Raw genomic sequence first — 23,175 nt, 5'->3', positions numbered from 1 at the left:
AACATCATGAAACATTTGCAACAGACAGGTCTGTCGGAGGCGCACGTGCAAAATCCGAGTAACTCTAATCTCCTCGAACTATACAGAACGATGCGGCGCATCCGCACTTTTGAAGAACGCGTGGGCGAATTGTTCGTGCGCGGCCAGACGGCAGGTTCGATGCTTCACCTGTCCATCGGTGAAGAAGCCGCTGCCGCCGGTGTTTGTGCAGCGATGCAGCCGCAGGATACATTCACGACCCACCATCGCGGACACGGAATATTTCTGGCGCGCGGGGCCGATCCCAAACAGATGATGGCGGAAATCGGCGGTAAGGAAACCGGGTATTGCCGTGGCAAGGGCGGTTCCATGCATATTGCCGATATGGCGCTTGGCCACCTTGGCGCGAACGCAATTGTCGGCGGCGGTATTCCTTCTGTTGTGGGGGCTGGTCTTTCCAGCAATTATCTCAAGAAGAACTCTGTCTCGCTCGCATTTTTTGGCGATGGCGCGATGCAGCAGGGCATTTTGTATGAAAGCATGAACATGGCGGCGCTTTGGGGCCTGCCGGTGGTTTTTGTTTGCATCAATAATCAATACGGCATGGGAACTCGTGTCGATCAGGCAACTGCCAACACGGCGTTTGAACAGCGCGCGCATGCTTTCGGGCTTAACGGTGCCGTGGTCGATGGCCTTGATGTGGAAGAAGTGAAGGCCACAGCACAAGGGCTCATCGATGATGCGCGTCTGGGCAAACCGGGCTTTCTTTCCGTCACCTGCTATCGTTTCTTCGGCCATGCGCGCATGGACAAGAGCCCATACCGTGCAGAAGCGGAAGAGACGGAAGGGCGCAAGAAAGATCCGGTGAAGTTCACGCGCGATCAGCTGATCTCGACAGGTCTTGCGCAGGAAGGAGCCCTCGACACGATGGACAGCGCAGTTGCTGCGGAGATGGACGCGACGATCGATTTCGCAGTCGAATCCAAAGCTCCGGCACTCACCTCTATGTTCAAAGATGTTTACGCCGTGGGTGAACCTGAACCGGAGCCGGTTCGTGCCCGTATCGACCGCGTACTTTCCAGGGATGAAGCATAATGGTTGCCATGACTTACCGCGATGCGCTGCGTAAAGCGCTGGATGATGCCATGGCTGAAGACAACACTATCGTTGTGATCGGCGAAGAGGTGGGCCGTTATGGGGGTGCCTACGGTGTTACCAAAGATCTGATCGGCAAATACGGCCCTGACCGCCTGATCGATACACCGATTTCAGAACCTGCAATTATTGGTGCTGCCGTGGGTGCAGCAATGACCGGGCTGCGCCCGGTCGCTGAACTCATGTATATCGACTTTCTCGGAATGACTATGGATCAACTGGCCAATCAGGCGGCAAAGATCCGCTACATGTTCGGTGGGCAGACCGGAGTGCCGATGGTGTTGCGAACGCAGGGCGGCACAGGACGCTCCGCTGGCGCGCAACACTCGCAGAGCTTAGAGGCATGGATCATGCACACGCCAGGTTTGCGGCTCGCCATGCCTGCTACGGTTCAGGATGCCTATCACATGCTGCGTCAGAGCCTCACAAAACCCGATCCGGTCGTCTTTATCGAGCACAAGGCACTCTACACACGCAAGGAAGAGGTTGATCTCGATGCGGAGCCCTTGGCATGGGGCAAGGCTGCGGTTCGTCGTACAGGCAAGGATCTGGTTATCGTCACCTATTCGCGCCAGCTCTTTTACGCGCTTGATGCAGCTGAAAAACTTTCGGCCAAGGGAATTGAAGCAACCATTATCGATCTTCGCACGCTCAATCCGCTCGATTTTGATACGGTGCGTGAACATGTCGAGCGTGTAGGCAAGGCCATGGTTGTTTCCGAAGGCGTCTTGACCGCAGGTGTTGCCGCAGAACTTGCGGCCCGCATCACGGAAGAATGTTTCGATTATCTGGAACAACCGGTTGTGCGTGTTGCGGGCGAAGACATCCCGATCTCCGTTTCGCAGGAGCTTGAAGCTGGCAGCGTGCCGACCGCAGAACTTATCCGGTCTGTCGCGGAAAGAATGCTGTCATGACAGAACGTATTCTCAAAATGCCGCGTCTTGGCGAAACGATGGATGAAGGCAAGATTGTCGGCTTCCTCGTCAAGCCGGGCGACAGTTTCAGGCGCGGGGATTCAATTATCGAGATCGAAACCGATAAGACGGTTGCGGAATTCCCGGCGCTTGGCGACGGCACGCTCAATGAATGGATCGGCGCTATAGGGGATCATGTCGTGGTCGGCGCGCCTCTGGCGCGCATCGACATTGGCAGTGGTCCGGACTGGACGGATGATGGCGGCGAAAGCGCGTCTTCTCCTGAGGAGCCGGCTGCGTTGCATCCCGCACGCACAGCCGGTTCCAGCAATGCGCTCATTATAGCCGATCTGGATATGCCGCGTCTTGGTGAGACGATGGAAGAGGGGCGTATCGTACGCTGGCTGAAGGCTGCGGGCGATCAATTCGAGCGTGGCGAAGCTGTACTCGAAATTGAAACCGATAAAACGGTTGCAGAATTTCCAGCTCTTGTGAGCGGCAAGCTGATCGAGGTTCTGCGTCTTGAAGGCGATATGGTGACGGTTGGTGAGGCTATCGCCCGTATTGAGGTCGCGACAGATGCAGTTGTGCAGAAGGGCGAAGTGGTAGACCCTGAAGCGGTTGCACCAGCAGATGTACCGGCGCGCGTTGCGCAAAAGCCCGGGGCTTCCGGCAATGCTGGTCGCACGCGTGCTACGCCGTTGGCTCGCCGGCTGGCCCGCCAGAAAGGCCTTGATATCAACAGTCTTTCAGGATCTGGCCGCAGAGGACGTGTCGAAAAAGAGGATGTGCTGGCAGCTGCAAGCGGAACGCAGGCCGACACTGACGTAAAATTCGTGGCGCTGGCAAAAGGCCGTGTGGCCTATACGGATATCGGTCCCAAAAATGCGCGGACCCTGCTGCTGCTTCATGGCTTTTCAGGCGATCGAACGACATGGAGCGGCATAGCCTCCGGCCTGCGTCGTGCGGGTTTCCGCGTTATCGTTCCCGATCTTCCAGCCCATGGCCTGACGACGATCGATGCTTCACACCCGGAAGAATTGAGCGAATTCCTGCCCGCTTTCCTTGATGCCCTTTCCATTCGTCAGGTGGATATCGTGGCCCATTCGCTGGGAGCAGTTGTGGCAACAGCCTTTGCCTCGGCTCACCCTGCCAGCGTTTCAAGCCTGACACTTGTTGCGCCTGCCGGCCTTGGTTCGGAGATTGACGCAGGCTTTGTATCGGGCATGGCGCAGGCAACGAGTGCCGGTGAGATTGCACATCTGCTGCGCCGCATTGCGGCCAAGCCCGTAGAGTTGACGGCTGCTCTTGCAGGAGAGATTGCCGCAACCATGGCAAAGGGGCGTCTTAAGGAACTTGCGAAGGCCATCATAGGGCCTTCAGGCCAGCGCGCAGATATTGTTGCTTCGCTCGACAGGCAGTCACGTTCAAAACCTGTCCGCGTTCTGTTCGGCCTTCAGGACCGTATCATACCGTGGCAGCAAGTAACCGTATTGTCACCTTTTATTGGTGTTCACTTCTTCGCTCAGTCGGGGCATATGCCGCAATGGGATGAGACAAAGGATGTTCTCGCCCTGATTTTGGGTGTCATGGGAGAAGACAATGAGTGACGTGAGGGTTCGGCTCAAGGAAGCACAATCGCGGCTTGGTGCTTTCGCCAAAGCAACACCAGATCTGATGACGGGCTTTGCCAAAGTCAGCAAAACTGCAACGACTGCGGGAGCGTTTTCGTCGGCATAGCGCGAACTGATCGCCGTTAGTATTGCGGTTGCCAAGGGATGCGAGGATTGCATTCTTTATCACGTCGATGCCGCCATCCGCCATGGCGCAACCGAGCCGGAGTTGGTCGAGGTGCTTGAGGTTGCGGTCGAAATGGGCGGCGGCCCGGCTGTAATGTATGCAGGTAAGGCGTTGGAAGTGTTCCGTGGACTGACGTGAAATGTTGTACGATGAGACTTTCCGAAAACAGGGAGTGTCTCCGGGATCCATTCGGGAGGATTTGAATGGCTTATTTTCTGACCGCAGATGGCGGCACGGAAAGCATTCGCGCGCGGGTCTATGACCTTTCTGGCACGTGTCTGGCAAGTGCCGCCGTGCCCTACGAAACGAAATTTTCGAGCGGAGCGCGTGCGGAGCAGAACCCGGAAGACTGGTGGTCTTCTTTCGTTCAGGCTGCGCGCAAAGCGATTTCAGAATCCGCAATTGATCCGACAGCAATTGAAGCCATTACGCTTGCAACGACGAGTTGTACCATCGTTGCTCTCGATGGTGAGGGCAACCCCTTGCGTCCCTCGATTATTTGGATGGATGTTCGCGCAAGTGCTGAGGCCGAAGCAGTCCTCGCCACGGGCGACGACGCGCTGCTCGCCAATGGCGGCGGGCGCGGTCCTGTTTCGGCAGAATGGATGATCCCCAAGGCGCTTTGGCTCGCTCGCAATGAGCCAGAGATATTCAATAAAGCAGAAACTGTCTGCGAGTATCAGGATTTCATGACATTGCGTTTGACGGGTGAAAAAGCCGCAAGCCTCAACAATGTGTCGTTGCGTTGGCATTATTCCACGGATCGCGGTGGGTTTCCCAAGACGCTTCTGGAAAAGCTCGGCCTTGAAGCCCTGCTGCAGAAATGGCCATCTCGTGTTGTCGCGCCGGGTGAGGTCATTAGCAATCTGTGCGCGGCGGCAGCGACTGAACTTGGTCTTTCGCAGAAAGTGAAAGTAGTTCAGGGGGGTGCCGATGCGCTGATCGGCATGATCGGTCTCGGCGTTGCCAAACCTGGACAGCTGGCACTGATCACCGGCTCGTCGCATCTGCAATTTGGCGTTTCCGACAAGCCTTTGCACGCGCCTGGGATCTGGGGCAGCTATCCGGATATGGTTTATCCAAAGCGCTATATTATCGAAGGGGGCCAAACCTCGACGGGTTCGATCATCGCCTGGCTTGGTCGGATGATGAACGGCACCATGGATATGGAAGAACTGAACCGCAAGGCGGCGGCACTGGAACCGGGTGCGGATGGCTTACTTGTGCAGGATCATTTTCAGGGCAATCGCACGCCTTATACCGATCCGGTATCGCGAGGCGCAATCGTCGGGCTGACGCTTGCGCATGAGCCACATCACGTATTCCGCGCGATCATGGAAGGCATCAGTTTCGGCACCCGCGCCATTCTCGATGCTATGGCAGATGCTGGCTATCGCGGACGTGAAATCACGGTCGGGGGTGGTGCCAGTGCTTCGCCGCTTTGGCTCCAGATACATGCGGATACAGCTGGTTTGCCTGTCTGCGTGCCACAGTCGCGCGATGCGCCTTCGGTAGGCGCCGCCGTTCTGGCAGCACACGGCGCCGGACATTTTGCGAGTATCGATGATGGTATTGCCGCCATGGTCAAACCGGGCACATGCATTGAGCCTCGCCCGCGCGAAACAGAGATCTATAACGAGATTTATCAGCAATATCGGGCGCTTTATCCGGCTTTGAAGTCCGTTCGCTCCGCTTGATAAAGACTGTTGAGGTGGACTGATGCTCAAAGATTTTCAGCTGACTGGTAAAAACGCCGTTATCACGGGCGGCGCAAAAGGGATCGGACGGGCTATCGCCGAACTCTTCGTCGAGGCGGGTGCAACTGTTATCATTATCGACCGCGATGTGGTCGCGGGTGAAGCGGCTGTTGCCGAGCTAAACACCAATCGAGCAGCTTCGGCGCAATTCTATGCGCTGGATGTGACAGACCGGGATGCCAGCGAACAGGTGGCCGAAGCTATAACGCGTAATATCGGCGCGCCCGACATCCTCATCAATAATGCAGGTATCGTCAGGAATGGGCCTGCAAGCGATGTCACGGAAGCGGACTGGCGTGTAGTGATTGACGTCAATCTCAATGGCGTTTTCTACTGCGCGCAAGCGTTTGGAAAGCGCATGGCCTCGGTCGGGCGTGGGGCGATCGTTAACATCTCTTCCATGTGCGGAGCAATCGTTGTCCACCCTCAACCGCAGATCGCCTATAACGCCGCCAAGGCGGGTGTAAATCTTATCACGAAGTCACTGGCGGTTGAGTGGGCGAAGCAGGGCGTACGGGTGAATGCTGTCGCCCCCGGTTACACCGCGACGGAACTGACACTGGCCGGACGCAGCAATAAAGAATGGTTTTCTACCTGGCTTGCCATGACGCCGCAGGGGCGGTTGGGTGAGCCGCGAGAAGTTGCCAATGCGGTTTTGTTTCTCGCGTCCGATGCTGCAAGCTTCGTAACCGGCACTGTGTTGGCGGTTGATGGCGGCTATACGGCTCTTTGAATTTCTGGAGGAGTTAAAAATGGAACATCCGGCAAAGATCGCGCTTGTTACCGGCGCCAGTCGGGGTATTGGGCGCGCAATTGCTGTGGGTATGGCCCAACGCGGCTTCGATGTGGTGATCAATGACATTGAACGCCAGAAAGATGCGCTCGAAGAGGTCGCGAAAGAAGTCACGGCTATCGGTCGTCGCGCTCTGGCGGTTCATGCCGATGTAAGCAACAAGGGCGATGTCGAGGGGATGGTACAGAAGGCTGTCGGCACTTTTGGCCGCATTGATGCCGTTGTCAACAATGCGGGCATTTTGATTGCCAGCGACGTCGAACATCTCAAGGAAGAGCACTGGGACAGCGTTCTCGACGTAAATGCCAAGGGCACATTCCTCGTCGTGCAGGCCGTTTTACCTTACATGAAGAAACAGAAATACGGTCGCATCGTGAATATCGCCTCTATCGGCGGCAAGCATGGCGCACCGGAACAGGCGCATTATTCTGCATCGAAGGCCGCTGTGATGGGCTTTACGCGGGTGCTCGCGCAGGAGGTGGGCACTTTTGGCATCACGGCAAACTGCATCTGCCCCGGTATCATTTTGACCGATATGGGCCGCGTCAATCTTGATGACGTTGCAATACGTGAAGCCTGGCAGGAAAAGACCGCCATGCGACGGATCGGTGATCCCGAAGATGTAGTGGGACCAGTTGCATTTTTTGCGTCCGATGATGCCGCTTTCATAACGGGGCAGAGTCTCAATGTCGATGGGGGTATCGTATTAAGTTAAAGTCACTGCTTAAAAGTTATTCATGAAATACATCATATGGCAAAAGGTGAATTTTGCCATATGTGTTGCATTAATCAGTCCTGAGCCTAATCGCGCCAAGCCGACCTCCACAGCGTTCAACGCTATGCGCTATCCAATGTCGATTGAAGGATAGCGCAGCGGCACTATCAGAAATTACTCGCCTTGGATGATCAGTTGCGCATGATCGATCCACGCTTTGCATCCATAGGTTTTGATGACGTTTGGATCGAGAATCTAACCGAAACGTTCAATGGTTCTGTTTATCGGGTGAGTTGGCAGGATTGTTGAGGTTCTGGATTACCAGTGTTGATAACGTGGGGCGATTTCTTCTTGTATTTGTTTTAAATCAATGAACTCTTTGCCTGATCCGATAATTTCCAACCGAAAGACATGCTCGCAACTAATAGCAGAGCAAACGCAGGTTGGACGTGAAAATAGTATTATCGGGCCGTATGGTCGCTGCGGGCTTCCGATTTCCGGAGCAGGGTTTTCCAAACGTCAGTCAGTCATTTTCATTTTTACTGGAAGCTGTCAGATCCATCGTATTGGCTGCGATTGTTCTGGCGCTCTGCTGGCAGACGACGGCGTCTGCCGCTGATCTGGAAAAATACATTCCCAAGGTTGAAGCAAGCACGCTCTTCAAAGAGGCTGATGCGATAGGCAAGCCACAAGGCGAGCCGCCAATCGCACCACTGATGAAGCGGGGCGAGGTGATTGGCTATGCCTATCTGAATTCAGATTTCACCAGTTCCATCGGCTATTCCGGCAAACCGATCCACATTGTCGTCGGCATCGATACCAAAGGCGTCATACGCGGCATAAAACTGGTAGACCACAAAGAGCCGATCGTGCTGATCGGCATTCCCGAAGCCAAGGTTGTGGCTGCGCTGAACTCGTTGGTCGATAGTGATATGAGTGCTGTTGCCGCTGGCCAGAGCAAGCCGCCACAGGTGGAAATCGTCAGCGGTGCGACAGTTACCGTGCTCGTCATGGGGGACAGCGTCGTTCGCTCGGCAGTCGGCCTTATCCGCAGTGGGAGGCTCGGAAATACTCCCGTGCAGGCTGTCGCAGCCAATGTGCAACGCGCGGTTGATTTGCAGATTCGTGAAGAACACGACTGGCAAACATTGATCGGCGACGGCTCGGTTCGCAGCCTGAAACTGTCGGTTGGTGACGTGACACAGGCGTTTCGTGACGCCAAACATGATCGCGCCGCCGAAAACCCTGAAACAACCAATCCCGACGACGAATTCATTGAGCTTTACGTCGCGCCGGTCTCAGTACCGTCGATTGGCATCAGCCTACTCGGGAAAGATGGCTACGAACGGTTACAAAAGCAGCTGAAGCCGGGGCGTCAGGCGATCCTGGTCGCTGGCGACGGAGCCTATTCCTTCAAAGGCTCCGGATATGTGCGCGGCGGTATCTTTGACCGCATTGAGTTGATGCAGGACGGGCAGGGCGTACGCTTTCGTGACAAGAACCATACCCGTATCGGCGACATCATGGCCGACGGCGCGCCACGTCTGCGCGAGATAGCACTGTTTCAGGTCCCGGACGGCTTCGACTTCGACGTAACAGAACCGTGGGATTTGCAGCTCTTGGTGCAGCGCGGCTTCGGTGCGCGGGACAAGGCCAATGTCAGCTATGATCTCGGCTATAGTTTGCCGGATAAATATCTGGCGAAGCAACCGGAACCGGCTCCTGTCCAGCCTGCTGTATCAATCGCTGATGCGCCGCGTCAGCCGCAGCCGGTCGGCGAAGCAAATGCAGCCGACATTTTGGGCGAGGGCAATCCGCTCTGGGTCCGCATGTGGGAGATGAATCGCATCAATGTGGTCATCACCGCTTTCGCCATTACAGTTCTTGTCGGTATCTTCTTCTTCCAGAATAGTCTGGTCAGGCATCCGCGCTTCTTCACCTGGCTGCGGCGTAGCTATCTCCTGTTCATCCTTGTCTGGCTTGGCTTCTACAACAATGCGCAATTGTCGGTGGTCAATGTCCTGACCTTCACCAACTCCCTGATTACCGGCTTCAACTGGGAATTCTTCCTGACATCGCCGCTGATCTTCATTTTGTGGGCGTCGGTGGCGGCGGGGCTGTTATTCTGGGGTCGCGGACCGTTCTGCGGCTGGCTGTGCCCGTTTGGCGCCCTTCAGGAACTCACCAACAATCTCGCCCAATGGCTGAAAGTGCCGCAAGTCAAGCTGCCATGGGGACTGCACGAGCGCCTCTGGCCCCTCAAATATATGATCTTCCTCGGCCTGTTTGGACTGTCGCTCTATTCGGTCGCGCTGGCTGAAGTGTTTGCGGAAGTCGAGCCGTTCAAGACCTCGATAATTCTAAAATTCGCGCGTGAGTGGCCGTTTGTCATTTATGCACTGACACTTCTGACGGCTGGCCTGTTTATAGAGCGCTTCTACTGCCGCTATATGTGCCCGCTCGGTGCGGCACTCGCCATTCCCGGACGCATCCGCATGTTCGAATGGCTGAAACGCTGGCCGGAATGCGGTTCGCCCTGCCACCGTTGCGCTAAGGAATGTCCGGTTGAGGCGATCCACCCTGAGGGCCAGATCAACGTCAATGAATGCATCTACTGCATGCATTGTCAGGAACTCTATCACGACGACCAGCGCTGCCCGCACATGATCCAGGTGCGTGTGAAGCGTGAAAAATTCGCAGCCCGCAATGCCCCCCTCGCAGCGGCTGCCGAACGTGGCGGTGGACCGGCCAGACCCGTCATCTCAGTCAAAGGAAAACCGGTTGAAGGCGTTGCCGACACCGGTCCTGCTGCCTGACTTTTCTAAAGGAGAGAAGTATGTCTGAAGAAACCAAGAAAACGCAGCTCAGTCGAAGACAGTTGCTCGGTACGTCGGCCTTTGTGGCTGCCGCCGGTGCAAGCGGTCTAGGTGGGGCGCTGTTTGCAGGCTCAACCGAGCCGGCATCGGCTGCTGCTGGCGGCGCTGGTCACAGTGCGGAAGTGAAGCCCGGAGAACTGGACGAATATTACGTCTTCTTTTCCAGCGGCCAGAGCGGTGAGGTCCGTATCGTCGGCCTGCCATCAATGCGCGAATTGATGCGCATTCCAGTGTTCAATCGTGATAGCGCGACCGGCTGGGGCCAGACAAATGAGAGCCTGAAGGTGCTGACCGAGGGCCTTCTGCCGCAAGATCAAGAGTTCCTCAAAGATCGTGGCGGCATATTCCTGAATGGTGACTTGCACCACCCGCATCCGTCCTTCACCGAAGGAACTTATGACGGGCGTTATCTCTATGCCAATGACAAGGCCAATACGCGTGTCTGCCGCATCCGTCTTGATGTGATGAAATGCGACAAGATCATTCAGCTTCCGAACCAGCATACCGTGCATGGCTTGCGCGTGCAGAAATATCCGAAAACCGGCTATGTCTTCTGTAATGGCGAGGATCGCGCACCGATCCCGAACGATGGCAGCAATCTGACCGACACCAAGCAATATCATGCAATCTTCACGGCCGTTGACGGCGAGACCATGAAGGTTGCCTGGCAGATCATGGTTGACGGCAATCTCGACAATGTCGACTGCGATTATCAGGGCAAGTACGCTTTTGCCACCTGCTACAATTCGGAGGAAGGTACGACGCTTGCCGAAATGATGTCGAGCGAGCAGGACTGGATCGTAATCTTCAACCTGAAGCGTATCGAAGAGGCGGTTGCCAAGGGCGATTTCAAGGAAATCAACGGTGTACCGGTCATCGATGGACGTCACGGTTCCAAATATACCCGTTACATTCCCGTGCCGAACAGCCCGCATGGTATCAACACCGCGCCAGACGGTATCCACGTGGTCGCCAACGGTAAGCTGTCGCCGACCGTTACCGTGTTCGACGTTCGCAAGTTCGACGAGCTTTTCGACGACAAGATCAAGCCCCGCGATGCAGTAGTTGCGGAACCGGAACTCGGACTTGGGCCATTGCATACCGCTTATGATGGCAAGGGCAACGCCTATACGACGCTCTTCATCGACAGCCAGATCTGCAAATGGAACATTGAGGACGCCAAGCGAGCCTTCAAGGGCGAGAAGGTTGATCCGATCCGGCAGAAGCTTGATGTGCATTATCAGCCGGGTCACAACCACACTTCCATGGGGCAAACCAAGGAAGCTGATGGTCAGTGGCTGATCTCGCTCAACAAATTCTCCAAGGATCGCTATCTCAATGTTGGGCCGCTCAAGCCCGAAAATGATCAGCTCATCGACATTTCCGGTGAGAAGATGGTGATTGTCCATGACGGGCCGAGCTTTGCCGAGCCGCATGATGCGACCATTGTTCATCGCTCGAAGATCAATCCCGTCAACTTCTGGAGCCGTGAGGACCCATTCTTCGCCGATGCCGTCACTCAGGCAAAAGCCGATGGTCTCGATCTGATGGACGCGAATGAGGTGATCCGGGACGGCAACAAGGTGCGCGTTTATATGACGTCTGCCGCGCCAGCCTTCGGTCTCACCGAGTTCACCGTCCAGCAGGGCGATGAGGTGACGGTTTATGTCACTAACATCGATGAAATCGAAGACCTCACCCACGGCTTCGCCATCATCAACTATGGTGTCAACATGGAGGTGGGTCCGCAGGCAACCGCGTCAGTTACCTTCACAGCCAACAAGCCAGGTGTGTGGTGGTATTATTGCTCGTGGTTCTGCCATGCCATGCACATGGAAATGAAGGGCCGGATGCTCGTGGAACCGAAGAAGGCCTGACTGCCATGAAGTTCCCCCGCCGGTTTCAGTCCTTGAGCGCCGCAATGCTGCTGACCGTCGTTCTGTGCGACGGTTTGCAGGCACGGCAGATCGATGTCGTGGCAGGCGAAGGCGTACAGGCGGCTATCGACAAAGCGGAGCCGGGCGATGTCGTCCGGCTTCTGAAAGGCAAGCACAATGGCGCGCTTACGATCGACCGCGCCATTGAACTGACTGGCGAACCGGGCGCCGTTGTAGACGGACTTGGCTCGGGCAATGCCATAACGGTCAGCGCACCAGACGCTATCGTGCGCGGGCTGGAAGTGCGCGGCTCGGGCGATAATATGCCCGACCTCAATTCCGGGATTTTCGTGGCAAAAACCGCCAAGGGCGCACGCGTCGAGAACAATCGCCTTATCGATAATCTCTACGGGATTTATTTGCACGGCGCTGCAAATTCCATCGCAAGTGGCAATGAGATCATTGGCCGTCGAGGCGTGCGCATGGCGCAAACCGGCAGTGGCGTTTCCATATGGAATGCCCCCGGTGCACAGGTTATCGGCAACGTCATTCGCTACGGGCGCGACGGCATCTATACTAATGCCAGCCGCAAAAACGTCTTCCGCGACAATGTTATGGAGGATGTCAGGTTCGCCGTCCATTACATGTACACGGACGACAGCCAGGTCATCGGCAATGTTTCGCGCAACAATTCTGTCGGTTTCGCGATCATGTACACCAATCGCCTCAAGGTGATGGATAACCTGTCCGACGGCGATCGGGATCACGGCTTGTTGCTCAATTATGCAAACAGCTCGGTCATTTCCGGCAATCGCGTGATCGGGCGAATGCAATCGATAGACCGCTGGCTTGATGCCGGTGTTCAAAAAGCTGAACATGGCCTTCCGGCGGAAGACAAGACGGAGACGCTGGTGGGCGAGGCCTCGCGGCTCGGCCCGGAAAAATGCGTGTTCATTTACAATGCCAACAAGAACAAGTTCACCGAGAACAGTTTCGAGAACTGCAGCATAGGCATTCACTTTACCGCCGGTTCAGAGGGCAATGCCATGAGCGGCAATGCCTTCATCAATAACCGCAATCAGGTGAAATATGTTGGCACGCGCAACCTTGACTGGTCGGTCAATGGACGTGGCAATTACTGGAGCGACAATCCGGCCTTCGATCTCAATGGCGATGGTATCGCTGACAGCCCTTACCGACCCAATGATCTTATCGACAAGGTTTTGTGGACTGCGCCACAGGCAAAAATTCTCATCAATAGTCCGGCAATCGAGACTATCCGCTGGGCGCAGACCCAGTTCCCGGCGCTTCTGCCGGGCGGTGTTGTCGATAGCCATCCCCTAATGAAGCCGCCGAATCCGGCCGATCCGGCGAAAGGAAAACCAAATGACTGAGACTGTCATTCTTGATCAGGTCACGAAGTCCTATGGCGGGTTCAACGCTATAAGCGATGCGAGTTTCAGCCTTCACGCTGGAGAAAGCATCGCGCTAGTTGGCCATAATGGAGCAGGTAAGACCACGATGATAAAGCTCATGCTTGGGCTGATCCGTCCAACCAAGGGTGCGGTTCGTGTGCTGGGTGAGGACCCGGCGACGGGTGCTTTTGCCGCCAGATTGCGCCTTGGTTATCTGCCTGAGCACGTCTCTTTCAATTTGGCGCTGACGGGCGCGGAAACGCTTGGCTTCTATGCGCGGCTCAAGAGAATGCCGGTTGCTCAAAATATTGAGCTGCTCGAGCGCGTTGGCCTCGCCCATGCTGCGAACAGGCGGGTTGGCACCTATTCGAAAGGGATGCGCCAGCGACTGGGGCTTGCTCAGGCATTGCTCGGGCAACCATACGTTCTGCTGCTAGACGAACCGACAACTGGTCTCGATCCCGCCTTGCGCCAGAGCTTCTATGAAGTTCTCGAAGAACTGCGGAGCAAAGGCACGACAATCCTCATGTCGTCCCATGCATTGACCGAACTGGAAACCAAGGTCGGGCGCGTCATCATCGCGAACAAGGGCAAGATCATTGCCGATGGCTCCATCGATACGTTGCGCCGGATTTCACAACTGCCGCTTCGCATACGCGTGCAGACGCCGGACGTCTCCCGGTTGCCTTCGACCACCGCCAATGCAGCATTGCGCTGGCATCGTCTCGGCCCGGATATCTTCGAAACAGAAGCTCCGACGGAAGGCAAGATGGCGCTTGTCCGCGAAATCGTGGCCATGAATGACAATCTGACGGAACTCGATCTTGTTCCGCCGACGCTGGACGAGCTTTACGCCCATTTTCTCAATGCCGGAGAAGCGGCTGGCGCGGAGGCAGCGGAATGAAAAATATTCTCATTATTGCTTCCAAAGAAATACAGGAAGGCCTGCGCAATCGCTGGGTTCTGGCGACCACGTTACTGCTTGCAGCATTGGCTCTGAGCATGACTTTTCTCGGCAGCGCACCCACTGGCAGTTCTGTTGCAGCAAGTAGGTTGGACGTGGTGATCGTCAGCCTCTCCAGCCTGACCATCTTCCTCATTCCTCTCATTGCTCTTCTCATTTCGCATGATGCAATCGTCGGTGAGATGGAACGCGGCACGATGTTGCTGCTTCTAAGCTATCCGATAAGCCGGATTCAGCTGGTTCTGGGCAAGTTCATCGGCCAGCTTGCCATTCTCGCTTTCGCGACATTGTTTGGTTACGGCGTGGCGGCTGTAGCGCTGATCGTGACCGGATCTGGCGTGGATGCGGGGAGTTGGCTCTCGTTATTGAAACTCATCGTCTCGTCGGTCCTGCTGGGAGCGGTGTTCATCGCCATCGGCTTTCTCGCAAGTACGCTGGTGCGGGAGCGGAGCACGGCAGCAGGTATCGCCATCGGCGTCTGGCTGTTTTTCGTGCTGATCTATGACGCAGCACTTCTTGCTCTGCTGGTTTTCGATCAGGGCCGTATTGTTGGCGGTGGCATACTCAACAGTCTGCTTCTTCTCAATCCAGCCGATTCCTACCGGCTTCTCAATTTCGGTCTCGGACAGGCCGGATCTCTGACCGGCATGGGTGGTATAGCCGGTAACGCTACGCTCTCGGCTCCGGCACTGACACTGGCGCTCGGCCTTTGGGTCATGCTGCCGTTGTCCCTTTCCATGTTGGTTTTCTCGAGGAAAGAATTATGAACCGCGCTTTGTTTCTGGCCCCTCTGTTTCTTGCTTTGCTTGCCGGATGTTCTCCAGATGAAAAGAAAGATGCCGTCATTGCTCCTTTCGCCCTGACAGAAAGCGCAATGGGCCGCTATTGCGGGATGAATGTTCTGGAACATCCTGGCCCCAAGGGCCAGATCATTCTCGAACCGGCAAATGAGGCGATATGGTTCTCCTCCGCCCGCGACACACTCGCCTTTACAATGCTGCCCGAAGAGCCGAAGGGGATTGCAGCAATCTACGTTTCGGACATGGCGAAAGCGCCAAGCTGGGAGGAGCCGGGAGCGGAAAACTGGGTCGATGCACATAAGGCATTTTTTGTGATTGAAAGCGCTGCTGTGGGTGGAATGGGGGCACAGGAGTCCGTGCCGTTTTCAACACGGGAAGCAGCCGAGAAGTTCATCGCGGAAAAGGGTGGGCGTATCAGCACTTTCACCGAAATGCCGGAGAGTTACGTTCTCGGTGGACAGTCTGTACAGACCACCGATCTTGGAGCCGAAAGCCATGCGCATTGAAAGTGGACGGCGTGTCAGTCGTCGCCTGGTACTTGCGGGCGGTGCGGCTGGAGTAATGCTCTACGTTATTCCAAAAAGTGCAGCTTCACTTGAGCTTCCCGAGCCCATCGTCTGGCGCGGCCAGGCGATGGGAGCGCCTGCCAAGATCATACTCTATCATCCTGATCGTTCGACCGCCGAACGCCTGCTACGTGCAACTGCTCAAGAGGCGGAAAGGCTGGAGAACATCTTCAGCTTATATCGTGCAGATTCAGAACTCACCAAACTTAATCGCAATGGGGCGCTGGCATCGCCTTCGCCCGATCTGATTGAGGTCTTGCGTATCTGTCATGAATGCTGGCAGGCCAGCGATGGCCTTTTCGATCCGACGGTACAGCCCCTTTGGAACTGTCTGAAGAAGCATTTTTCACAAGAACATCCGTCTGCTGACGGACCATCGCGACAGCTTTGGGATGAAGCGCTGGCAAAGGTCGGGTTCGGTCACGTTCTCTTTGATGAGAACCGGATTGCCTTCTCCAAGCCGTCAATGGCTCTGACCCTGAACGGTATTGTTCAGGGCTACGTCACCGACCGTGTGACAGCTTTGTTGCAAAGGGAAGGGGTCAAACATGCGCTGGTCGATATGGGGGAGTATCGCGCGCTTGGCTCCAGGCCGGACGGCACGGCATGGCGCATTGGCATCGCCGATCTCGAAGCCGGAGCGAGAACCGAAGAACATGTCGATATCCGCGATCAGGCGCTCGCGACGTCCAGCTTCAGCGGGTTTCAATTCGAAGAATCCGGACGCTTCAACCATTTGCTCAACCCAAAGACCGGATTTTCAGTAGCACTTTATCGTTGGTTGACTGTTGTGGCACGCGATGCAGCGAGAGCGGACGCCTGGGCAACCGCATTCAGTTTGATGGATGAGAATCAGATCAAGGCGACCATCCTCGGCCAAACGGAGATGTCCGTCATTGCGCAGAAACGCTCAGGCGAAAGACTAGGTTTCGGCTCGTAGCATACCGCCCGCCTCGATGGGCGGTTCGGTCATGGCTGCGTTTATGGAATACCCGCCGCCGCAGATGCCGAACAAAAAGGACTGCGGCGAAAGCGGTAGACCTATCTGACGGTTTCAAATGCCCCTTAGGCGATTATTGCACTGTCGCCCGCAAGTGCTTTCAACGACGGCTTTGGCTTGATTTCGCTGCGGGTTTGGTTTCGCCCCGCGCTCTTCGCTTCATAAAGCAGCTTGTCAGCTCGGTCGTAAAGTGTTGCGAAATCTTCACCGTCACCAATTTCTGTTATGCCCATGCTGGCGGTTACGGGTCGTTCGATGCCCAAAATAGTATGAGCAACAATCGCAGGAATAGCCTGACGTCGCAGTTCAGCCTGGATATTGGCATCGGCACCGCGCAGGAGAAGCACGAATTCTTCTCCGCCAAGTCGGTAGGCGCGCACTGTCGGACCAGCTTGAAGCGCACTGGCAACGGCCTTCAGCACTTCATCTCCGACACCGTGTCCGTTCAGATCATTGATCGTCTTGAAATAATCAATATCAATGACAGCCATTGCGGCGAAGCCTTCGCTTTGAAGCTGCTCGAACTGCCGTTCGATTGCTCGCCGATTGAGTAATCCCGTCAATGGGTCCGTTTCGGATAAGCGTTCGAGCAGTTCGGCTTCGTCGCGTGCCCGGTCTCGCTCGCGCTTCATAGTCACGAAGCGATCTGCCACGCCAAGCGTTGTGAACAGGACTTCACACACACAGCCGATAAAAAATAGAAGCATAGCATCGGTGCTATGCAAACCGGGAAGCACCCCCGTCACAAGACGGATCAGCCCAACCAGAATGATCGGCGTGTAACCAACTGCCTGGAATCGCGCAGCGCGGCTTCCGCGGCGCAGTGCATCAATCATGGACAGCATGAAAATAGCTAGGATCGGTGCAAAGGCAGCAGTATATGCGCTCGCTTGTATAGGGCGGGCGACATAGGGGAATGCCGCATGAAAGACACTGAGGAATATCGCCCATATGGCACAATAAGGGAGCAGGCGCCGCAGAAGCGGATGCATCATTCCTGGCTCGATGAAGCTATAGGTGAACATCGCTCCCGATGCGACTGTTATCCCGAATATCAAAGTCGTCATCCAGCTCAACGTCATTGCCGGAGGATCGAAAAGTACAACCGACACGCCAGATGAAACCAGAATGGTCATCAATAGCGAGAATGTAAGCGCCGAATGCCAGAGAACGAATGGTTCACGCAAAGCCCTGTAGAATGCTGCATTGAAAATCAGCGGCATGACGAGCATGCCCGCAAGTCCGGCCAGAATGAGAAGGAACCGGGGGTTCCCCATGCCGTCGACTGCATCTGTCGGCGCTAGATAGGCCCTCTCCAGGGTCATCCGATGGCTCGGCATATCAAATGCGACGATGACCGATGCAGTCTCGTGGGTCACATCCGTCAGGGAAGCCTTGAAGTAACCGCCAGCGACTGAACTGGACAAATCGGCGGCGGGAACGACTGTCTGCCGGACAGCACCGTCGCGGTCTGTTGCAAGCAGATGTATTGCTTCAAGCGCACTTCGGCGTGAGAGCAAATAACGGGGAGGGAGTTTGTCAGAGGCAATGTCAAAGCGAAGCAGTACGCGTTCGGCATCGATAGAGAATTTGCGCTCACCGCAAGACCATCGCTCTTCCTCGCGTGCAATCGTGACCACATCCTCCGACAGACTGGCGGATGCCCAACAGGAACTGCGAATGTCGGAAGATGCCGCCGCACCAGCCGATGCGGTGCTGAATTGCGCCAGCATCAACAGGAGCAGAAAGGCGGCAGGAAGTTTTTTTCTAAGTCTACTCCAGATCATGGCTGCCTGGTTACGGCAAAAAGCTTTTGATCCTGTTAATAGTCGCTAAATGAGCGTGTCCTGCTGGAGTATCGGAATCCAGTAAATCCATGCGCTATGAACCATCAATGGCCCATAGCGCATGGCTGCGTTTTCAAGGGGCGCGTATCCCCTTTTCAAGTCAGGCCCGATGGCACTTTCCTTGCCATCAGGGGTATTTAGCCATCATTTCCGAAAGCATCGAAATCAAAGTACTTGTCGTTGACTTCCTTATACTTTCCGTTGAGCCGGATCGCCTTGATCGCTTCGTTGAATTTCGAAACCAGTTCCGGGCGACCCTTCTTGATGGCAGCGCCTACGCCAGCGCCATGATATTGTGCAACCGGCGGATAGGTGCCGATCATCTTGCAGCAAGCGCCTTCCGGGGTCTTGAGCCATTCTGCCAGAGATACGCTGTCGTCATTAACGGCATCAAGCCGTCCGTTCGCAAGATCCAGCTTGAATTCCTGAGAGGTCGGATAAGCCTTTACCGTGCTGTCGGTAAAGTAAGCCTCTGCATAATTTGCATGGGTCGTTGAGCCCTGCACACCGATAGTCTTGCCAGCGAGGTTGTCTTTGGTGACGCCCTTGATGTCTGAATCCTTCAATGCCACCATTCCCGGAGGTGGGTTGAAGTACTTGTCGGAGAAATCAACCTGCTTCTTGCGTTCCTCGGTGATCGACATGGAAGCGATAAACGCATCAAACTTTCCGGATTGAATAGCAGGGATGGCGCCATCCCAATCCTGAGCAACAATTTCACATTGCGCTTTCATCTGGTCGCAAAGCGCCTTGGCGATGTCGACCTCGAAGCCGGCAAGCGTGCCGTCTGCCAATTGATAATTCATCGGTGGATTGGCGCCTTCGGTGCCAATGATGAGCTTCAAAGGCTCTTCGCTATGGGCAATGCCTGCTCCTATAGAAAGCGCCATCGCTATTATTGATGATGTGAGTGTTGCTGTTTTCAAGTATTTCATGGTTTCCTCCCATTTTGTTTGAAACTTAATTAAGCGTTCGAACGAACACTATTCGGTGTGTTTTATTTATTTATCCGATTGAAAGTATTCGATTGCATATTGCGCATACAGGGCTGCACCTCTGAAAAGAACATCTTCATCAATGTTGAATTTCGGATGGTGGTGGGGATAGGCTGCGCCTATCGCTTCGTTCCGCACGCCGATGAAAGCAAAGACGCCTGGATATAGTTTCAGGAAATCGGCGAAGTTTTCCGACGCCATTACCGTATTGAAACTGGTGCAGTCGTTTTCCAGGCCGAGAGACTGAATGGCGCGACGAGCAATATTGCTGCATGCCGGGTCATTGGTGACTGCTGAAACGCCGCCGCTGAACCTGATTTCTGCTCGGGTGCGATAGGCATCGGCTGTGCTTGTTATCGTCCGCTTCAGCGCCTCTTCAAGATAGCTCATTGTCTCGGAACGCGTTGCACGCATCGTGCCTGAGACGCTGACCCTATCCGGAATGACGTTATCTGCATTGCCACCACAGATACTTCCAAAAGTCAGCGCGACAGGTTCCGTAGGATCAAATTCACGACTGACGAGTGCAGCGCAATTCATGATGATCGCCGCAGTCGCGATGATTGGGTCGATGCCTCTGTTAGGGTAGGCGCCGTGCGTACCCACGCCATGGATCGTCAGATCGATGGACTGCCCGGCAGCCATTCGGGGGCCTGATTCAATGGAGATCTTGCCGGTCTCCAACTCCGACCAGAGATGAATGCCCAATATACTTTCAACGGGGTGCCTTGCGAGTTCTTTCAGAATGTCTTCTGTTCCCTCGCCAACCTCTTCGGCTTGTTGAAAGCATAGCTTGACTGTTCCGTGGAGCCGATCGCGAGCTTTCATAAGAACGCGCGCCGCTCCCAGCAGCATGGCGATATGCCCGTCGTGGCCGCAGGCATGCATAACGTGAGCTGTGCCAGACCTATATTCCAGGTGTGGGTTGTTCTCCTCTATCGGCAGAGCATCCATATCAGCGCGCAAGGCGATAACCCGCTCGCTTTGCGATCCGGTTACGGTTGCAATAATTCCAAATTCGCCGACTAAGACATACGGGACGCCGATTGCATCAAGTTCTTCCCTGATACGTGCAGAAGTGCGTCGTTCATTCAGGGAAAGCTCAGGGTGTTTATGAAATTCCCTGCGCAATTCGCGCATATAGTTTTGCTCATTCTGAGCCAATTCCAACGTTTTCAGTTCCGCCCCCACATTGTTTGTCGTCTCCATCACCTTCCGATGATCCGGCCGCTTTTTTCCTCTCTGCTCACGACTGACCGTCGAAGCTGTCATATCTCCCGCCGCACTTCATCCGGTAAAATGCCGACTTGGCAGGCACCCTGCCGAAATCAGCCGTCATATTGTCGGCTATGGGTCGCCTGGCGATTTTTGAGGGCGCAAACACTCAGGCGCGAAGCTGTGGGTGTATCGGCATCGGGCGTGGCCCTTCCGCACAGGGGCTGGAATTGCTCTGGAGATGACGAGACCGGAGCTCGCAAAAGGTGAATTATTATCGGGTACTTGTGGTTTCGAAATTCTGTGGGGAATATGTCTTGTGTCTTCCCGTGATAAAGTTAATCTTCATCAGAAGTCGACTAGTGGATTGAATTTGACGTTTGAATCCCGACTGAATGAGATGCTGTTTCAAATGTCAAATTCGAAAAATCCACTAGATACCGAAGAAGAAATTCGATCATTGCTATGAGGGTGAAAATCCATGGCCTCGGTAAAGCAGCATATGATTCAATTTGCATTGATACTGGGCCTTTTTTCTCTGGGTTTCGTTGATGTTTCCCATGCCCAGTTTCTGGATTCATTCAAAGCCCGCAATACCATAACGGCAGATGCCATAACCCGAACGCCAGTCGGAACCCGTGTGGTGCTGACCGGTTCGATCAAAAGTAATGTCAGAAGAGCCCAGTATGTCTTTCAGGATCATACCGGCAGAACGAGAGTTCGGATCGAAAGAGAAGTCTGGCGCGGCAGAGAAATAAATACAAAGAACAAGATTGAAATCCGGGGGCGCGTCGAGAACGACGTTCGGGGAAGATTTATCGACGTAAACTACTTCAAGATATTCAACTAGTGGCCTGATTCCGACATTTGTATCCCCGGATATTAGCGCTGAGCAAATGCCGGAATCAAAAAGACCGCTAGTAACTTTATGAAACCAGTGGATTTTTCGAATTTGACGTTTGAAGCCGGATTGATATCGGGCGGGTAGCAAACGTCAAATTCAATCCGCTAGCTGTCTTTAGCAATCGCGCAAATTGGGAGTTGCCATGTTTAGACTGGGTGGAAAATATCAGCATTTCATTCATGGCGATGGCTGCGGCTGCTCCAATCCGATATTGCAACAGGTCTCCCGCCGTCTGGATCGTCTGTCACGACGACACTTCCTCGCAGGTGCCGCAGCGACGGCTGCAGCGACGATGATTGCGGATCGCTCTTTCGCGCAGTCTGCCAAAATTCTTCTGACACGGGCGCGGCTTTTCGATGGCAAGGCTGACGCGCTGAAATCCGGCGTTCAGGTTCTCATCGAAGGCAATCGCATCACTGCCGTCGACACGACAAACAGTGCGCCGCCTGAAGGCGCGACGGTCATCGACTGTGGCGACCGCGTATTGATGCCGGGACTGATCGATGCTCACTGGCATGCGGTCTATGCGGCTGTGCCGCTGCCGGTCCTTCTGGAAGGAGATTTGGGTATAATATTTGCGGCGTCCACGGCAGAGGCAGAACGCACGCTTTTGCGCGGCTTTACGACGGTTCGCGATCTGGGTGGACCGACTTTCTCATTCAAGCGCGCCATCGATACGGGCATCATAAGCGGCCCGCGCATCTTTCCCGCAGGCGCGATGATAACAACAACCGGCGGTCATGGCGATCTCAGGCTGCCGACCGAAATACCGCGCGACGGGGGAAAGCTCAGCACCGGCGAATTGATGGGGGCTTCGGCCATCGTCGATGATGCAGGCAGTTTGAAGCTTCGCGTGCGCGAACAATTGTTGCAGGGCGCATCGCAGATCAAGATCGTCGCAGGCGGTGGTGTGTCCTCGCCGCGCAGTCCGCTGGATATGTCTACATTCAGCGAGGAAGAAATCCGCGCGGCGGTCGATGTGGCAAAGGACTGGAACACCTATGTCACAGTTCATGCCTATGCCTCGAATACAGTCCAGCGATCCATCAGGGCGGGTGTTGCATGTGTCGAACATGCGCATCTGATGGATGAGGAAACCGCACGCATGCTCGCAGAAAAGGAGGTCTGGTTGAGCACCCAGCCTTTCCTCACGATGGAGGATGCGGCATCGCAGACAGGCCCCGGTGCCGAGCGAATTCAGCAACTTTTTGCCGGTACGCCAAGGATTTACGAGTTCGCCCGCAAATATGGGATCAAGACTGCCTGGGGTTCTGATGTTCTATTTTCACCGGCATTGACCCCGCGCCAGAACTTCATGCTGACCCATTTGAGCCAGTGGTATTCGAATGCGGGAGTGCTTCGCGCCGCCACATCAGTCAATGCCGAATTGCTTGCACTTTCCAATCTGCGCAATCCCTATCCCGGCAAGCTCGGTCTCATAGAGCCGGGTGCCTTTGCCGATCTTCTGGTTCTGAATGAAAATCCGCTCGACGATATTCACGTGCTTGAAAAGCCGGAACAGACGCTGGCGGTCGTCATGAAAGACGGTCAAATTCACAAGAATACCCTGAAATCATGAGTTGATTTCATGCGTGGGGACGGG

The 23,175-nt window shown here is 55.0% G+C and carries 20 protein-coding genes; 17 read left to right on the top strand and 3 right to left on the bottom strand.

Features of this window, described 5'->3' with window-relative positions; genetic code table 11:
- The first annotated feature begins 6 nt into the window (after positions 1–6).
- The 15 genes from F9K91_RS11255 (at position 7) to F9K91_RS11190 (ending at position 16,551) form a co-directional block, all read left to right on the top strand.
- Positions 7–1,074, top strand: a complete 1,068-nt coding sequence (locus F9K91_RS11255; RefSeq protein WP_167394002.1) for a thiamine pyrophosphate-dependent dehydrogenase E1 component subunit alpha — start codon at positions 7–9, stop codon at positions 1,072–1,074.
- Entirely contained in the window at positions 1,074–2,048 is a 975-nt protein-coding gene (locus tag F9K91_RS11250) for an alpha-ketoacid dehydrogenase subunit beta (protein ID WP_167522210.1), read from the top strand. The genes F9K91_RS11255 and F9K91_RS11250 overlap by 1 nt, the downstream gene beginning before the upstream one ends.
- The gene (locus F9K91_RS11245; protein ID WP_151554725.1) at positions 2,045–3,658 is read left to right on the top strand and encodes an acetoin dehydrogenase dihydrolipoyllysine-residue acetyltransferase subunit; all 1,614 of its coding nucleotides are present in this window, start codon (positions 2,045–2,047) and stop codon (positions 3,656–3,658) included. Before F9K91_RS11250 ends, F9K91_RS11245 begins: the two co-directional genes overlap by 4 nt.
- The gene (locus F9K91_RS26320) at positions 3,651–3,788 is read left to right on the top strand and encodes a hypothetical protein (protein ID WP_235912884.1); all 138 of its coding nucleotides are present in this window, start codon (positions 3,651–3,653) and stop codon (positions 3,786–3,788) included. The genes F9K91_RS11245 and F9K91_RS26320 overlap by 8 nt, the downstream gene beginning before the upstream one ends.
- 6 nt (positions 3,789–3,794) lie before the next feature.
- Positions 3,795–3,986, top strand: a complete 192-nt coding sequence (locus F9K91_RS26315; RefSeq protein ID WP_328593052.1) for a carboxymuconolactone decarboxylase family protein — start codon at positions 3,795–3,797, stop codon at positions 3,984–3,986.
- A 65-nt stretch (positions 3,987–4,051) separates the two neighbouring features.
- A complete protein-coding gene (locus F9K91_RS11235; protein WP_151554723.1) occupies positions 4,052–5,545 on the top strand; it encodes an FGGY-family carbohydrate kinase in 1,494 nt (497 codons plus the stop codon).
- Between the two features lie 22 nt (positions 5,546–5,567).
- Positions 5,568–6,338 carry an SDR family NAD(P)-dependent oxidoreductase gene (locus F9K91_RS11230; protein ID WP_151554722.1) on the top strand — a complete coding sequence of 257 codons (771 nt, stop codon included), beginning with the start codon at positions 5,568–5,570 and terminating at the stop codon, positions 6,336–6,338.
- 19 nt (positions 6,339–6,357) lie between these two features.
- A complete protein-coding gene (locus tag F9K91_RS11225; protein WP_151554721.1) occupies positions 6,358–7,113 on the top strand; it encodes an SDR family NAD(P)-dependent oxidoreductase in 756 nt (251 codons plus the stop codon).
- 473 nt (positions 7,114–7,586) lie between these two features.
- Positions 7,587–9,929 (top strand): 4Fe-4S binding protein, encoded by a 2,343-nt coding sequence (locus F9K91_RS11220; RefSeq protein WP_412842161.1) that lies wholly within the window; start codon positions 7,587–7,589, stop codon positions 9,927–9,929.
- Positions 9,930–9,949: 20 nt separating this feature from the next.
- Positions 9,950–11,866 carry a TAT-dependent nitrous-oxide reductase gene (gene nosZ / locus F9K91_RS11215; protein WP_151554720.1) on the top strand — a complete coding sequence of 639 codons (1,917 nt, stop codon included), beginning with the start codon at positions 9,950–9,952 and terminating at the stop codon, positions 11,864–11,866.
- A 5-nt stretch (positions 11,867–11,871) separates the two neighbouring features.
- Positions 11,872–13,260: a nitrous oxide reductase family maturation protein NosD gene (locus F9K91_RS11210; RefSeq protein WP_151554719.1), complete on the top strand. Its 1,389-nt coding sequence runs from the start codon at positions 11,872–11,874 to the stop codon at positions 13,258–13,260.
- Positions 13,253–14,185 carry an ABC transporter ATP-binding protein gene (locus F9K91_RS11205; protein ID WP_151554718.1) on the top strand — a complete coding sequence of 311 codons (933 nt, stop codon included), beginning with the start codon at positions 13,253–13,255 and terminating at the stop codon, positions 14,183–14,185. The genes F9K91_RS11210 and F9K91_RS11205 overlap by 8 nt, the downstream gene beginning before the upstream one ends.
- Positions 14,182–15,012 (top strand): ABC transporter permease, encoded by an 831-nt coding sequence (locus tag F9K91_RS11200; protein ID WP_151554717.1) that lies wholly within the window; start codon positions 14,182–14,184, stop codon positions 15,010–15,012. Before F9K91_RS11205 ends, F9K91_RS11200 begins: the two co-directional genes overlap by 4 nt.
- Positions 15,009–15,551 carry a nitrous oxide reductase accessory protein NosL gene (locus F9K91_RS11195; RefSeq protein WP_151554716.1) on the top strand — a complete coding sequence of 181 codons (543 nt, stop codon included), beginning with the start codon at positions 15,009–15,011 and terminating at the stop codon, positions 15,549–15,551. The genes F9K91_RS11200 and F9K91_RS11195 overlap by 4 nt, the downstream gene beginning before the upstream one ends.
- Complete coding sequence (locus F9K91_RS11190; RefSeq protein WP_151677805.1) at positions 15,541–16,551, top strand: FAD:protein FMN transferase; 1,011 nt, start codon at positions 15,541–15,543, stop codon at positions 16,549–16,551. The genes F9K91_RS11195 and F9K91_RS11190 overlap by 11 nt, the downstream gene beginning before the upstream one ends.
- Positions 16,552–16,676: 125 nt before the next feature.
- On the opposite strand, the gene F9K91_RS11185 is transcribed toward F9K91_RS11190, so the two are convergent.
- The 3 genes from F9K91_RS11185 to F9K91_RS11175 form a co-directional block, all read right to left on the bottom strand.
- On the bottom strand, positions 16,677–18,398 hold the full coding sequence (locus tag F9K91_RS11185) for a sensor domain-containing diguanylate cyclase (RefSeq protein ID WP_235912882.1): 1,722 nt from the start codon (positions 18,396–18,398) through the stop codon (positions 16,677–16,679).
- Between the two features lie 197 nt (positions 18,399–18,595).
- The gene (locus tag F9K91_RS11180; protein ID WP_151554714.1) at positions 18,596–19,393 is read right to left on the bottom strand and encodes a transporter substrate-binding domain-containing protein; all 798 of its coding nucleotides are present in this window, start codon (positions 19,391–19,393) and stop codon (positions 18,596–18,598) included.
- A gap of 66 nt (positions 19,394–19,459) precedes the next feature.
- Positions 19,460–20,725 (bottom strand): M20 metallopeptidase family protein, encoded by a 1,266-nt coding sequence (locus F9K91_RS11175; protein ID WP_235912881.1) that lies wholly within the window; start codon positions 20,723–20,725, stop codon positions 19,460–19,462.
- A gap of 424 nt (positions 20,726–21,149) precedes the next feature.
- On the opposite strand from F9K91_RS11175, the gene F9K91_RS11170 reads away from it, so the two are divergent.
- Positions 21,150–21,518, top strand: coding sequence for a YgiW/YdeI family stress tolerance OB fold protein (locus F9K91_RS11170; RefSeq protein ID WP_151554713.1), 369 nt, complete (start codon positions 21,150–21,152; stop codon positions 21,516–21,518).
- A gap of 196 nt (positions 21,519–21,714) precedes the next feature.
- Entirely contained in the window at positions 21,715–23,151 is a 1,437-nt protein-coding gene (locus tag F9K91_RS11165; protein ID WP_151651469.1) for a metal-dependent hydrolase family protein, read from the top strand.
- Positions 23,152–23,175: the final 24 nt, after the last annotated feature.

Source organism: Brucella tritici (genome assembly GCF_008932295.1).
GTDB classification, from domain to species: domain Bacteria; phylum Pseudomonadota; class Alphaproteobacteria; order Rhizobiales; family Rhizobiaceae; genus Brucella; species Brucella tritici.
Note: the sequence above shows the minus strand (reverse complement) of the source record. Positions and strands in the feature narration are given on the sequence as shown.

Excerpts from the sequence above, each read along its gene's own strand:
- F9K91_RS11210 (WP_151554719.1), top strand. The coding sequence starts at position 11,872 with ATGAAGTTCCCCCGCCGGTTTCAGTCCTTGAGCGCCGCAATGCTGCTG.
- F9K91_RS11230 (WP_151554722.1), top strand. The coding sequence starts at position 5,568 with ATGCTCAAAGATTTTCAGCTGACTGGTAAAAACGCCGTTATCACGGGC.
- F9K91_RS11170 (WP_151554713.1), top strand. The coding sequence starts at position 21,150 with ATGGCCTCGGTAAAGCAGCATATGATTCAATTTGCATTGATACTGGGC.
- F9K91_RS11190 (WP_151677805.1), top strand. The coding sequence starts at position 15,541 with ATGCGCATTGAAAGTGGACGGCGTGTCAGTCGTCGCCTGGTACTTGCG.
- F9K91_RS11225 (WP_151554721.1), top strand. The coding sequence starts at position 6,358 with ATGGAACATCCGGCAAAGATCGCGCTTGTTACCGGCGCCAGTCGGGGT.
- F9K91_RS11180 (WP_151554714.1), bottom strand. The coding sequence starts at position 19,393 with ATGAAATACTTGAAAACAGCAACACTCACATCATCAATAATAGCGATG.
- F9K91_RS11255 (WP_167394002.1), top strand. The coding sequence starts at position 7 with ATGAAACATTTGCAACAGACAGGTCTGTCGGAGGCGCACGTGCAAAAT.
- F9K91_RS11165 (WP_151651469.1), top strand. The coding sequence starts at position 21,715 with ATGTTTAGACTGGGTGGAAAATATCAGCATTTCATTCATGGCGATGGC.
- F9K91_RS11195 (WP_151554716.1), top strand. The coding sequence starts at position 15,009 with ATGAACCGCGCTTTGTTTCTGGCCCCTCTGTTTCTTGCTTTGCTTGCC.
- F9K91_RS11175 (WP_235912881.1), bottom strand. The coding sequence starts at position 20,725 with ATGACAGCTTCGACGGTCAGTCGTGAGCAGAGAGGAAAAAAGCGGCCG.
- F9K91_RS11205 (WP_151554718.1), top strand. The coding sequence starts at position 13,253 with ATGACTGAGACTGTCATTCTTGATCAGGTCACGAAGTCCTATGGCGGG.
- F9K91_RS11185 (WP_235912882.1), bottom strand. The coding sequence starts at position 18,398 with ATGATCTGGAGTAGACTTAGAAAAAAACTTCCTGCCGCCTTTCTGCTC.
- F9K91_RS26320 (WP_235912884.1), top strand. The coding sequence starts at position 3,651 with ATGAGTGACGTGAGGGTTCGGCTCAAGGAAGCACAATCGCGGCTTGGT.
- F9K91_RS11245 (WP_151554725.1), top strand. The coding sequence starts at position 2,045 with ATGACAGAACGTATTCTCAAAATGCCGCGTCTTGGCGAAACGATGGAT.
- F9K91_RS11235 (WP_151554723.1), top strand. The coding sequence starts at position 4,052 with ATGGCTTATTTTCTGACCGCAGATGGCGGCACGGAAAGCATTCGCGCG.
- nosZ (WP_151554720.1), top strand. The coding sequence starts at position 9,950 with ATGTCTGAAGAAACCAAGAAAACGCAGCTCAGTCGAAGACAGTTGCTC.
- F9K91_RS11200 (WP_151554717.1), top strand. The coding sequence starts at position 14,182 with ATGAAAAATATTCTCATTATTGCTTCCAAAGAAATACAGGAAGGCCTG.
- F9K91_RS11220 (WP_412842161.1), top strand. The coding sequence starts at position 7,587 with ATGGTCGCTGCGGGCTTCCGATTTCCGGAGCAGGGTTTTCCAAACGTC.
- F9K91_RS11250 (WP_167522210.1), top strand. The coding sequence starts at position 1,074 with ATGGTTGCCATGACTTACCGCGATGCGCTGCGTAAAGCGCTGGATGAT.